We start from the raw sequence: 11,637 nt of genomic DNA, 5'->3' as shown, positions 1-11,637 counted from the left end.
TTTTTCGGTTTCAACGTCTGACGTGACGGGTCCTGACATACCAGTCATGCCTGACGCGCCATGCCTGACCCTGCACACAGGGGGTAACCGACCGGACGAGGACTGAGGAGCACATGACTGCCGAGAGCATGTCCGATTCCGGCAACCCGGAGGCCTCCGGCCCCACCGGCCCGCAGCGCCGCGCCAAGGGTCGCCGCCGCAAGCCGCGCACACGCAGCAAGGCCCTGCTGGTCACGGCGTGGGCTGCGGCAGGCGTCGTGATCCTGGGCGGCACCGGACTCGGCTACGTGTACTTCCGGCTCAACAACAACCTCGACAACGTCGACATCAACCAGGCTCTCGGCACCGACCGGCCCCTGGACGTCGACAACGGCTCGCAGGACATCCTCGTACTCGGCTCAGACACCCGCTCCGGCAGCAACAAGAAGCTGGGCGGCGGCGTCGACGACGGTTCGGCCCGCGCGGACACGGCGATGATCGTGCACGTCTACAAGGGCCACAAGAAGGCCAGCGTGGTCTCCATACCCCGCGACACCCTCATAGAGCGGCCCGAGTGCACCGACACCGAGGGCAAGAGCCACGAGGGCTCGTCGAGCGCGATGTTCAACTCCGCGTACTCCACCGGCGGCGCCGCCTGCGCGGTGAAGACCGTCGAGTCGATGACCGGCATCCGCATGGACCACTACATAGAGGTCGACTTCAGCGGCTTCCAGAAACTCATCGACGAACTCGGCGGCGTCAAGGTCACCACGAAGAAGGACATAACCGACCGCGAAAGCCACCTGGACCTGAAGGCCGGCACCCATCAGCTCACCGGCAAGCAGGCCCTCGGCCTGGTCCGCACCCGGCACGGCGTCGGCGACGGCTCCGACCTCGGCCGCATCCAGCTCCAGCAGGCGTTCATCAAGGCACTGGTCGAGCAGGTCAAGAACATCGGCATACTGACCAGCCCGAAGAAGCTGTGGGACCTCGCCGACACCGCGACGAACGCCGTCACGTCCGACTCCGACCTCGACTCGCCCAAGGACCTGGCCTCGTTCGCCAACGGACTCAAGGGCATCAGCTCCTCGAACATGACGATGGTGACGATGCCGGTCCAGTACGACCCGGCCGACGGCAACCGAGTCCTCATGGTCAAGTCCAAGTCCGACCTGGTGTGGAAAGCCCTGAAGAACGACCGCCCCATCCCGAAGACGGCCACAGAGGGCACGGCGACGGGCAATGCGAAGGGCGTCGTAGGCGCCCCGTAAGGGGCGCGGGGCGTATCTGTGAGTGGGGGAGCGACCAGCCACGACGGGCCCGCGGGGAATACACGACCCCGCCCCCCTGTTTTGGGGGATGACGCCAGTCGATGGCAGACTGGTACGTCGGCCCCGGTTCACGCTCCGCAGCCCGCGGCAGCGACCCGGTGCCCTCCCGAAACTAGGAGACACCTTGAAGCGCGACATCCACCCCGAGTACGTCGAGACGCAGGTCAGCTGCACCTGCGGCGCGTCGTTCACCACCCGTAGCACGATCCAGAGCGGTTCCATCCGCGCTGAGGTCTGCTCCGAGTGCCACCCGTTCTACACGGGCAAGCAGAAGATCCTCGACACCGGTGGCCGTGTGGCCCGCTTCGAGGCCCGCTTCGGCAAGGCTGCCGCTGCCAAGAAGTAGCGACCTCACAGCGCCGGTCCTCGTTGTCCCCGCAAGGGGGCTTCGGGACCGGCGCTTTGCATGGTGCAGCCCCTTAAATTTCGTACGTCATTGGAGCCGGAGATGTTCGAGGCGGTCGAGGAACTGATCGGCGAGCACGCCGATCTTGAGAAGAAGCTCGCCGACCCGTCGGTGCACGCGGACCAGGCGAACGCGCGCAGGCTGAACAAGCGCTACCACGAGCTGACCCCGATCATCGCGACGTACCGCTCCTGGAAGCAGACCGGCGACGACATCGAGACGGCCCGTGAACTGGGCGCCGACGACCCGGAGTTCGCGGCCGAGGTCAAGGAGCTGGAGAAGCACCGCGAGGAGCTCACCGAGAGGCTGCGCCTGCTGCTCGTCCCGCGCGACCCCTCCGACGACAAGGACGTCATCCTCGAGATCAAGGCCGGCGCCGGAGGCGACGAGTCCGCGCTGTTCGCGGGCGACCTGCTGCGCATGTACCTGCGGTACGCGGAGCGCATCGGCTGGAAGACCGAGATCATCGATGTCACCGAGTCCGAGCTCGGCGGCTACAAGGACGTTCAGGTCGCGGTGAAGACGAAGGGTGGCCAGGGTGCCACCGAGCCCGGTCAGGGCGTCTGGGCCCGGCTGAAGTACGAGGGCGGGGTGCACCGGGTGCAGCGCGTGCCCGCCACCGAGTCCCAGGGCCGGATCCACACCTCCGCGGCCGGTGTCCTCGTGACCCCGGAGGCCGAGGAGATCGACGTCGAGATCAACGCGAACGACCTGCGGATCGACGTCTACCGGTCGTCCGGCCCCGGTGGCCAGTCCGTCAACACCACCGACTCCGCGGTGCGCATCACGCACATTCCCACCGGAGTCGTCGCCTCCTGCCAGAACGAGAAGAGCCAGTTGCAGAACAAGGAGCAGGCGATGCGTATCCTGCGCTCCAGGCTTCTCGCGGCGGCGCAGGAGGAAGCGGAGAAGGAGGCGGCCGACGCCCGGCGCAGCCAGGTCCGTACCGTCGATCGCTCCGAGAAGATCCGAACGTACAACTATCCGGAGAACCGCATCTCGGACCACCGCGTCGGCTTCAAGGCGTACAACTTGGACCAGGTACTCGACGGTGACCTCGACGCCGTGATCCAGGCCTGCGTGGACGCGGACTCGGCCGCGAAGCTCGCCGCCGCGTAAAGACGCGCAGCGCCGCGAAGAACAGCGACAAGACAACAGCTCAGCCCCGGAGGACCAGCGTGCAGCAACATTTTGGGGGGCGACCCCCGAACCCCCGCAGCGTGCTGCTCGCGGAAGTGGCCCAGGCCACCCAGCGGCTTGCCGATGCAGGCGTGCCCTCGCCACGCAATGACGCGGAGGAGCTCGCCGCCTTCGTGCACGGCGTGAAGCGGGGGGAACTGCACTCGGTCAAGGACGCCGACTTCGACGCCCGCTACTGGGAGGTCATCGCCCGCCGCGAGGCCCGCGAGCCGCTCCAGCACATCACCGGACGGGCCTTCTTCCGTTACACGGAACTCCAGGTCGGGCCAGGGGTGTTCGTGCCGCGCCCGGAGACCGAGTCCGTCGTCGGCTGGGCGATAGACGCCGTACGCGCGATGGACGTCGTCGAACCACTCATCGTCGACCTGTGCACGGGTTCCGGGGCTATCGCGCTCGCCCTGGCGCAGGAGGTGCCGCGCTCCCGCGTGCACGCCGTGGAGCTGTCCGAGGACGCGCTCCAGTGGGCCCATAAGAACGTCGAGGGGTCCAGGGTCGAGCTGCGCCAGGGAGACGCCCGGTACGCCTTCCCCGACCTCGACGGCCAGGTGGACCTCGTCATCTCCAACCCGCCGTACATCCCGCTCACCGAATGGGAGTACGTACAGCCCGAGGCCCGGGACTACGATCCTCAACTCGCCCTGTTCTCGGGCGAGGACGGGCTCGACCTCATCCGCGGCCTTGAACGCACCGCACACCGGCTGCTGCGGCCCGGCGGCATCGTCGTCGTCGAGCACGCCGACACCCAGGGCGGGCAGGTGCCGTGGATCTTCACCGAGGAGCGGGGCTGGGCCGACGCCGCCGACCACCCCGACCTCAACAACCGGCCGCGGTTCGCGACGGCCCGCAGGGCGATGCCGTGAACTCGGCGCGCGGCATTGCGTTCGGCACGCGTTGTTCGAAGACTTCAAGCCAGCAGTACGTGTACGAGGAGGCTCGCTAAATGGCACGGCGATACGACACCAACGACGCGACCGACCGCTCTACGGGTCTGCGCGAGGCAGCGTCCGCCGTACGCCGGGGCGAGCTCGTGGTGCTGCCCACCGACACCGTGTACGGCATCGGCGCCGACGCGTTCAGCTCGGAGGCCGTGTCCGATCTGCTGGAGGCCAAGGGCCGTGGGCGCAATATGCCCACGCCTGTCCTCATCGGCTCCCCGAACACGCTGCACGGCCTGGTCACCGACTTCTCCGAGATGGCGTGGGAGCTCGTCGACGCGTTCTGGCCGGGCGCGCTGACCCTGGTTGCCAAGCACCAGCCGTCCCTCCAGTGGGACTTGGGGGACACCCGGGGCACCGTCGCCGTGCGCATGCCGCTGCACCCGGTCGCCATCGAGCTGCTGACCGAGGTCGGTCCGATGGCGGTGTCGTCGGCGAACCTCACGGGACACCCGGCGCCCGAGGACTGTGACGCCGCACAGGAGATGCTCGGCGACTCCGTCTCGGTCTACCTGGACGGCGGGCCCACCCCCGGCAACGTCCCCTCCTCGATCGTCGACGTCACGGGCAAGGTGCCGGTCCTGCTGCGCGCGGGCGCACTGTCGGCCGAGGAGCTGCGCAAGGTGGTACCCGACCTCGAGGTGGCGAATTGACGGCCCCTGACGCGGGGCGTGGCATAGGCAACGGGGACGAGACGGGGACCTTCACAGGGCTACCCCGGGACACCTTCCGCATCCTCCACGTCAGCACCGGCAACGTATGCCGCTCGCCGATCACCGAGCGGCTGACCCGCCATGCCCTGGCGGACCGCCTCGGCGATCCGCTGTGGGGCGGCCTGATCGTGGAGAGCGCCGGCACCTGGGGTCATGAGGGCGCCCCCATGGAGGCCAACGCGGAAGCGGTACTCGCCGACTTCGGCGCGGACGCCTCCGGCTTCGTGGGCCGGGAGCTGCTGGACGAACACGTCATCAGAGCGGACCTGGTCCTGACGGCCACCCGCGATCACCGGGCCCAGGTCATCTCCATGGGCCACTCGGCGGGCCTGCGCACCTTCACCCTCAAGGAGTTCACCCGCCTGGTGAAGGCCATAGACCCCGCGACCCTGCCTCCCCTGGAGGACGGAGTGGTCGCGCGCGCAAGAGCCCTGGTCCGCGCCGCGGCAGCTCTACGCGGGTGGCTGCTGGCCCCGACGGTGGAGGCGGACGAGGTGTACGACCCGTACGGGGCACCGTTGCCGTTCTTCCGCTCGGTGGGGGACGAGATCCAGCAGGCCATCGATCCGGTGGTGACGGCGCTGACGGGCGTACCGGCTCGCACCTGATCGCCGATGGGTGCACCGGCTCGGGCGTAACAGCGGGCGCAGTAGCGGACCTGGTTCTACATTGGACTTAGTTTCCGCCGATCTCAGGCCGCCCCGCAGGGGGTTGCCGGTCCGGAGTCCCACATGGTGGTCACACATACGCTTGACGGCCTGCTGCCTGCCGATGTGCTCGGTCGGCAGGATCCCGAGCTGGCCGAGCTCCTCATCGGGGAACTGGACCGGCAGTCGACGACACTTCAGCTGATCGCCGCCGAGAACTTCACCTCGCCCGCCGTGCTGGCCGCCCTCGGCTCCCCGCTCGCGAACAAGTACGCCGAGGGATACCCCGGCGCCCGGCACCACGGCGGATGCGAACTCGTCGACGTGGCCGAACGCCTCGCCGTCGAGCGCGCCAAGACCCTCTTCGGCGCCGAACACGCCAACGTGCAGTCCCACTCCGGGAGTTCGGCCGTACTCGCCGCATACGCCGCCCTGCTGCGCCCCGGCGACACCGTCCTCGCGCTTGGCCTCCCGCACGGCGGCCACCTCACCCACGGCTCGCCCGCCAACTTCTCAGGGCGCTGGTTCGACTTCGTCGGATACGGCGTCGACCCGGAGAGCGGGCTCATCGACTACGAGCAGGTGCACGCGCTCGCCCGTACCCACCGCCCCAAAGCCATCGTGTGCGGCTCCATCTCCTACCCGCGGCACATCGACTACGCCGCCTTCAGGGCCGTAGCGGATGAGGTGGGCGCCTATCTGATCGCCGACGCCGCCCACCCCATAGGCCTGGTCGCCGGGGGAGCGGCGCCCAGTCCCGTGCCGTACGCCGACGTCGTCTGCGCCACCACGCACAAGGTGCTGCGCGGCCCCCGCGGCGGCATGCTGCTGTGCGGCGCGGAGTTGGCCGAGCGGGTGGACCGGGCGGTGTTCCCGTTCACCCAGGGCGGCGCCCAGATGCACACCATCGCCGCGAAGGCCGTCGCGTTCGGCGAGGCGGCGACGCCGGCCTTCGCGGCGTACGCGCATCAGGTCGTCGCCAACGCCCAGGCGCTCGCGGCGGGGCTGACCGCCGAGGGCCTCGCCGTCACCACGGGCGGCACCGACACCCACCTGCTGACCCTCGACCCCGCCCCGCTCGGTGTGGACGGCCGCACCGCCCGCGGTCGGCTGGCCGCCGCCGGTCTGGTCCTCGACACCTGTGCGCTGCCCCACCCGGACGTGCGCGGACTGCGCCTGGGCACGGCTGCCGTCACCACCCAAGGCATGGGAGAGGCCGAGATGGCCCGGATCGCCGTACTGCTCGGCCGGGCGCTGCGCGAGGAACCGGCCGGCCGCCTGGTGCGTGAAGAAGTGCGGGACCTGACCGGAAGATTTCCGCCGTATCCCGGCTAGAGCCGGGTATGCGCGAAGCCGTACACAGCCACACGTGTAACCATCAGCTCTACCCGGAAGTCCCCAACCGTATGCGCCGAAAGCTATCGTGTGGGGCTGAGATGGCCAGCGAGACCTGTGGGGAAGCCTGTGCGTGAATACCTCCTGACGCTCCTCGTCACGGCCGCGGTGACGTACCTGCTGACCGGGCCGGTGCGGAAGTTCGCGATCGTGGCAGGAGCCATGCCGGGGATCCGTGCGCGTGACGTGCACCGGGAACCCACGCCCCGGCTCGGGGGTATCGCGATGTTCTTCGGGCTGTGCGCGGGCCTGCTGGTCGCCGACCATCTGACCAACCTCAGCGAGGTCTTCGAGACCTCCAACGAGCCGCGCGCCCTGCTCTCCGGGGCCGCGCTGATCTGGCTGATCGGCGTCCTGGACGACAAGTTCGAGATCGACGCATTGATCAAGCTCGGCGGCCAGATGATCGCCGCCGGTGTCATGGTGATGCAGGGCCTGACGATTCTGTGGCTGCCGGTGCCGGGCGTCGGCTCGGTCTCGCTGACCCAGGGGCAGGGCACGCTGCTGACCGTCGCGCTCGTCGTCGTCACCATCAACGCCGTGAACTTCGTCGACGGCCTCGACGGCCTCGCCGCGGGCATGGTCTGCATCGCCTCCGCGGCGTTCTTCATGTACGCCTACCGCATCTGGTACGGGTACGGGCTCGAGTCCGCGGCCCCCGCGACCCTCTTCTCCGCGATCCTCATGGGCATGTGCATCGGCTTCCTGCCGCACAACATGCACCCCGCCCGGATCTTCATGGGTGACTCGGGCTCGATGCTCATCGGCCTGGTGCTCGCGGCCGGCGCCATCTCCATCACCGGGCAGGTCGACCCCGACGCGATGAACTTGTTCGCCGGGTCCGAGAAGGAGGCCGTGCACCAGACGGTGCCGGTCTACATCCCGCTGCTGCTGCCGCTGACGATCATCGCCGTACCGGCGGCCGACCTGGTGCTCGCCATCGTGCGCCGCACCTGGAACGGCCAGTCCCCGTTCGCAGCCGACCGCGGGCATCTGCATCACCGCCTGCTGGAGATCGGGCACTCGCACAGCAGGGCCGTGCTCATCATGTACTTCTGGTCGGCTCTGATCGCCTTCGGCGCCCTCGCGTACTCGGTGAACTCGGCGTCCATGTGGATCGTGCTCGGCATCGTGTTCCTCAGCGCGGTGGGCCTGGTGCTGCTTCTGCTGCCGCGCTTCACGCCGCGTACGCCGGCCTGGGCCGAGCGCTTTGTGCCGCCGCGCTACCGCCGCCGGGGCCAGGTCGCCGGGGAGGCCGTGGAGGCCGTGGAGGGGGCGCCTGCGGTCGCGTACGCGGGTGCTGCAGGTGGTGTGCCCGGCGCGCTCAGTGAGGCCACGGAGCCCAGTGAGACTGGCGAGGAACGTCGAGCTCCGGTCACCGCGGGCGTCTCGGGGGTCAACGGAGCGACGGCTGTCGGCCGTCGTCCGCGCGTTCTCGACGGACGCAAGGCCGGCTCGTCTCACTGACGATTTCGCAAACCGCCCCTTTACCAGACAAACTCGGCGGAGTGCGCGCACAGACGGGCGGGTTCACTCTCATGTGTGACGCCGAGCACACCAACCAGGTAAAGACCTCATCAAATAGTTTGTGATACGGTTCACGAGACTCGGGGATGAGCCGAAGGGCCGCAGTGCGACGGCCCATTGGCGTGAGGTTCCCTCCCCACCCGGGACTACGCTCGTCCATGACGACACCCTGCCCCCCTTAGTAAGCGGAGCTGCCGCCATGCCGTCCAATGACGCCCGGATTCTCCTTCAGGCCGCCGTGCCCACGGCTGCCGTCGGCGCGATTGCCGCCGTCGTCAGTGGTGTGGTCGCAGGGGGCAAGGGAGCGGTCGGGGCGGTCGTCGCGACGCTGGTCGTGATCCTCTTCATGGGGCTCGGACTCTACGTTCTGCAGCGAACTGCCAAATCGCTTCCGCACCTTTTCCAGGCGATGGGTCTGATGCTCTATACGGCACAGATTCTGCTGCTGTTCATGTTCGTCGCCGCGTTCAAGGACACGACGCTGTTCCACCCCAAGGCCTTCGCGTTCACGCTGGTCGCCGCCACGCTCGCGTGGATCGGCTGCCAGGCCCTTGCCCAGATGAAGGCCAAGATCCTCTACGTCGAACCCGACTCCTCGAAGGGCGACAAGCCCGAAAAGACGGGCCACTCGTCGTGAGGGGTAGGGCCGGGATAAGTGCACGTAAGAGATCCTGCTATCGTCCGGTGCCAACTGCGGCATCGCGGGCGCGGGCATCCGAGCTGACGCCTGCTCTAGCGCGAGGCTCAATGCCCCACAGCCGCCCCCACATCCGTAACACCTGTCCAGTGCCGAACCGCGGCTGCGTGCCGCGCCGACACAACGAGGTTGCCGTACCTATGCGTCACGCCGAAGGAGCCCGTGGTGAGTGCTGACCAGACCCAGCTCGCCTTTGACTGGAGCTGTCGGATCATGTCCGACAACGGCTGCGGCTTCCCGGCTCCGGGCCTGCACTCGTTCCTCTTCAAGCCGATCGCCGAGGTCGGCGGGTTCGAGTTCAACAAGGTGATGCTGCTCGCCCTCATCACCACGGGGCTCGTCATCAGTTTCTTCTACGCGGCCTTCGGCAAGGCCAAGGTGGTTCCGGGCAAGCTGCAGATGGTCGGCGAGGCCGGGTACGACTTCGTCCGCCGCGGCATCGTGTACGAGACCCTCGGCAAGAAGGAGGGCGAGAAGTACGTCCCCTTCATGGTCTCGCTGTTCTTCTTCATCTGGATCATGAACATCTGGTCCGTGATCCCGCTGGCCCAGTTCCCGGTCTCGTCGATCATCTCGTTCCCGTTTGTGCTGGCCGGCATCGTCTGGATCGTCTGGGTCTCGCTGACCTTCAAGCGGCACGGCTTCGTCGGTTTCTTCAAGAACGTCACCGGCTACGACAAGTCGCTGGGCGCGGTCCTGCCGCTCGTGATGGTCATCGAGTTCTTCTCGAACCTGCTGGTGCGACCGTTCACGCACGCGGTCCGACTCTTCGCCAACATGTTCGCCGGCCACCTGATGCTGGTGATGTTCACCGTTGCCTCCTGGTACCTGCTGAACAGCTGGATGATCCCGGCGGCCGGTGTCTCCTTCGTCATGACCATGGTCATGATCCTCTTCGAGCTCTTCGTGCAGGCTGTCCAGGCGTACGTCTTCGTGCTGCTGGCCTGCACGTACATCCAGGGCGCACTGGCCGAGCATCACTGAGCCGCACCGCCCCAAGCCACAGAACGTCCGGTGGCCAACCCCCGCCGGTCCATGAAAGAGAAGGAAGAATCAGCATGGCTGCCCTTGAGACCCTCGCCGCTGTCGAAGGCAACATCGGTTCCATCGGCTATGGCCTCGCCGCCATCGGCCCCGGCGTCGGCGTCGGCATCATCTTCGGTAACGGCACCCAGGCCCTCGCCCGCCAGCCCGAGGCGGCCGGCCTGATCCGCGCCAACCAGATCCTCGGCTTCGCCTTCTGTGAGGCGCTTGCCCTCATCGGCATCGTCATGCCGTTCGTCTACGGATGACCGGACCTTGACGAGCGAACTTTTCAACGGAAGGCACTGATGTGATCGCCAACCTGGTACAGCTGGCGGCCGAGGAGGAGCAGAACCCGCTCATCCCGCCGGGTCCCGAGCTGCTCGTCGGCACCATCGCCTTCGCCATCGTGTTCTTCTTCTTCTGGAAGAAGCTCCTCCCGAACATCAACAAGGTTCTGGAAGAGCGCCGCGCGGCGATCGAAGGCGGCATCGAAGAGGCCGACGCCATGAAGACCGAGGCCCAGAGCGTGCTGGAGCAGTACAAGGCTCAGCTCGCCGAGGCCCGGCACGAGGCCGCGCGGCTGCGCCAGGAGGCGCAGGAGCAGGGCGCCGCGCTCATCGCCGAGATGCGTGCGGAAGGCCAGCGGCAGCGCGAGGAGATCATCGCCGCCGGTCACACCCAGATCGAGGCCGACCGCAAGGCCGCAGCCTCCGCGCTGCGTCAGGACGTGGGCAAGCTCGCCACCGACCTGGCCGGCAAGCTCGTCGGTGAGTCTCTCGAGGACCACGCCCGGCAGAGCCGCACCATCGACCGCTTCCTCGACGAGCTCGAGGAGAAGGCCGAGGCGGCTCGATGAACGGAGCGAGCCGCGAAGCCCTGGCTGCCGCACGTGAGCGTCTCGACGCGCTGACGGACAACACGTCCGTGGACGCGGTCGCGCTCGCCGACGAACTGGCCGCCGTCACGGCGCTGCTCGACCGCGAGGTCAGCCTGCGTCGGGTCCTCACCGACCCGGCGCAGCCCGGCGAGGCCAAGGCCGAGCTGGCCGGCCGGCTGTTCGGCGGCCAGGTCGGCGAGACCACCGTCGACCTGGTGTCCGGCATGGTGCGCTCCCGCTGGTCGCAGCCCCGCGACCTGGTGGACGCGATCGAGGAGCTGGCCAACACGGCCGACCTCACCGCGGCCCAGCAGGCGGGCACGCTCGACGAGGTGGAGGACGAGCTGTTCCGGTTCGGCCGGATCGTCTCCTCCAGCACCGAGCTGCGTGCCGCGCTGACGAACCGCGCCGCCGGCACCGCCGCCAAGACCGAGCTGCTGCGCAGCCTCCTCGGCGGCCGGGCCAAGATCGGAACCGAGCGGTTGGTCACGCGCCTTGTGACCGCGCCGCGGGGACGTAGCCTGGAGGCGGGACTCGAGTCCCTGTCCAAGCTCGCTGCCGAGCGCCGAGACCGCATGGTCGCCGTCGTCACCTCGGCGGTCCCGCTGAGTAACCCGCAGAAGCAGCGCCTGGGTGCCGCCCTCGCGAAGCTCTACGGGCGTCCGATGCACCTCAATCTCGACGTCGACCCCGAGGTCGTCGGAGGGATCCGGGTGCAGGTGGGCGACGAGGTCATCAACGGCTCCATCGCGGACCGGCTCGAGGACGCCAGTCGCCGCATGGCGGGCTGACAGCAACTCAATACACGTACGAAGACAGGCAGTACTACGGCCCTGGTTGGGCCGTGCAGAGGATTCCTGGGGGTCGCCCCCAGACCCCCAAGTTGAAACTTCGGGCCCAACAA

Annotated in this window: 13 protein-coding genes; all 13 read left to right on the top strand. The window is 68.2% G+C overall.

Translation table 11 applies throughout. The features are described from left to right. The first annotated feature begins 113 nt into the window (after positions 1-113). Positions 114-1,250 (top strand): LCP family protein, encoded by a 1,137-nt coding sequence (locus ACFYO0_RS39475; RefSeq protein ID WP_388686160.1) that lies wholly within the window; start codon positions 114-116, stop codon positions 1,248-1,250. Between the two features lie 184 nt (positions 1,251-1,434). Next, entirely contained in the window at positions 1,435-1,656 is a 222-nt protein-coding gene (rpmE, locus tag ACFYO0_RS39470; protein WP_151478101.1) for a 50S ribosomal protein L31, read from the top strand. Positions 1,657-1,758: 102 nt separating this feature from the next. Continuing rightward, positions 1,759-2,835 (top strand): peptide chain release factor 1, encoded by a 1,077-nt coding sequence (prfA, locus tag ACFYO0_RS39465; protein WP_386354098.1) that lies wholly within the window; start codon positions 1,759-1,761, stop codon positions 2,833-2,835. 101 nt (positions 2,836-2,936) lie between these two features. After that, entirely contained in the window at positions 2,937-3,776 is an 840-nt protein-coding gene (prmC, locus tag ACFYO0_RS39460; RefSeq protein WP_388686159.1) for a peptide chain release factor N(5)-glutamine methyltransferase, read from the top strand. 80 nt (positions 3,777-3,856) lie between these two features. After that, positions 3,857-4,504 (top strand): L-threonylcarbamoyladenylate synthase, encoded by a 648-nt coding sequence (locus ACFYO0_RS39455; protein ID WP_386354011.1) that lies wholly within the window; start codon positions 3,857-3,859, stop codon positions 4,502-4,504. Then, a complete protein-coding gene (locus ACFYO0_RS39450) occupies positions 4,501-5,172 on the top strand; it encodes a protein-tyrosine-phosphatase (protein WP_386354013.1) in 672 nt (223 codons plus the stop codon). Before ACFYO0_RS39455 ends, ACFYO0_RS39450 begins: the two co-directional genes overlap by 4 nt. A gap of 123 nt (positions 5,173-5,295) precedes the next feature. After that, on the top strand, positions 5,296-6,546 hold the full coding sequence (gene glyA / locus ACFYO0_RS39445) for a serine hydroxymethyltransferase (protein WP_388686158.1): 1,251 nt from the start codon (positions 5,296-5,298) through the stop codon (positions 6,544-6,546). Positions 6,547-6,675: 129 nt separating this feature from the next. After that, positions 6,676-8,073 carry an MraY family glycosyltransferase gene (locus ACFYO0_RS39440; protein ID WP_388686157.1) on the top strand — a complete coding sequence of 466 codons (1,398 nt, stop codon included), beginning with the start codon at positions 6,676-6,678 and terminating at the stop codon, positions 8,071-8,073. A 259-nt stretch (positions 8,074-8,332) separates the two neighbouring features. After that, entirely contained in the window at positions 8,333-8,770 is a 438-nt protein-coding gene (locus tag ACFYO0_RS39435; RefSeq protein ID WP_386354019.1) for a hypothetical protein, read from the top strand. A 273-nt stretch (positions 8,771-9,043) separates the two neighbouring features. Continuing rightward, positions 9,044-9,814, top strand: coding sequence for a F0F1 ATP synthase subunit A (atpB, locus tag ACFYO0_RS39430; protein WP_388686221.1), 771 nt, complete (start codon positions 9,044-9,046; stop codon positions 9,812-9,814). A gap of 74 nt (positions 9,815-9,888) precedes the next feature. Next, on the top strand, positions 9,889-10,122 hold the full coding sequence (gene atpE, locus ACFYO0_RS39425; protein WP_031485821.1) for an ATP synthase F0 subunit C: 234 nt from the start codon (positions 9,889-9,891) through the stop codon (positions 10,120-10,122). A gap of 41 nt (positions 10,123-10,163) precedes the next feature. Then, entirely contained in the window at positions 10,164-10,712 is a 549-nt protein-coding gene (locus ACFYO0_RS39420; RefSeq protein ID WP_388686154.1) for a F0F1 ATP synthase subunit B, read from the top strand. Continuing rightward, a complete protein-coding gene (locus tag ACFYO0_RS39415) occupies positions 10,709-11,524 on the top strand; it encodes a F0F1 ATP synthase subunit delta (protein ID WP_388686153.1) in 816 nt (271 codons plus the stop codon). Before ACFYO0_RS39420 ends, ACFYO0_RS39415 begins: the two co-directional genes overlap by 4 nt. Positions 11,525-11,637: the final 113 nt, after the last annotated feature.

The sequence above is a fragment of the Streptomyces sp. NPDC006365 genome (genome assembly GCF_042870755.1).
GTDB lineage: Bacteria > Actinomycetota > Actinomycetes > Streptomycetales > Streptomycetaceae > Streptomyces > Streptomyces xiangluensis.
This window is presented reverse-complemented; position numbering and strand designations above follow the sequence as displayed.

Excerpts from the sequence above, each read along its gene's own strand:
- ACFYO0_RS39415 (WP_388686153.1), top strand. The coding sequence starts at position 10,709 with ATGAACGGAGCGAGCCGCGAAGCCCTGGCTGCCGCACGTGAGCGTCTC.
- prfA (WP_386354098.1), top strand. The coding sequence starts at position 1,759 with ATGTTCGAGGCGGTCGAGGAACTGATCGGCGAGCACGCCGATCTTGAG.
- ACFYO0_RS39435 (WP_386354019.1), top strand. The coding sequence starts at position 8,333 with ATGCCGTCCAATGACGCCCGGATTCTCCTTCAGGCCGCCGTGCCCACG.
- atpE (WP_031485821.1), top strand. The coding sequence starts at position 9,889 with ATGGCTGCCCTTGAGACCCTCGCCGCTGTCGAAGGCAACATCGGTTCC.
- atpB (WP_388686221.1), top strand. The coding sequence starts at position 9,044 with ATGTCCGACAACGGCTGCGGCTTCCCGGCTCCGGGCCTGCACTCGTTC.
- ACFYO0_RS39475 (WP_388686160.1), top strand. The coding sequence starts at position 114 with ATGACTGCCGAGAGCATGTCCGATTCCGGCAACCCGGAGGCCTCCGGC.
- glyA (WP_388686158.1), top strand. The coding sequence starts at position 5,296 with ATGGTGGTCACACATACGCTTGACGGCCTGCTGCCTGCCGATGTGCTC.
- ACFYO0_RS39455 (WP_386354011.1), top strand. The coding sequence starts at position 3,857 with ATGGCACGGCGATACGACACCAACGACGCGACCGACCGCTCTACGGGT.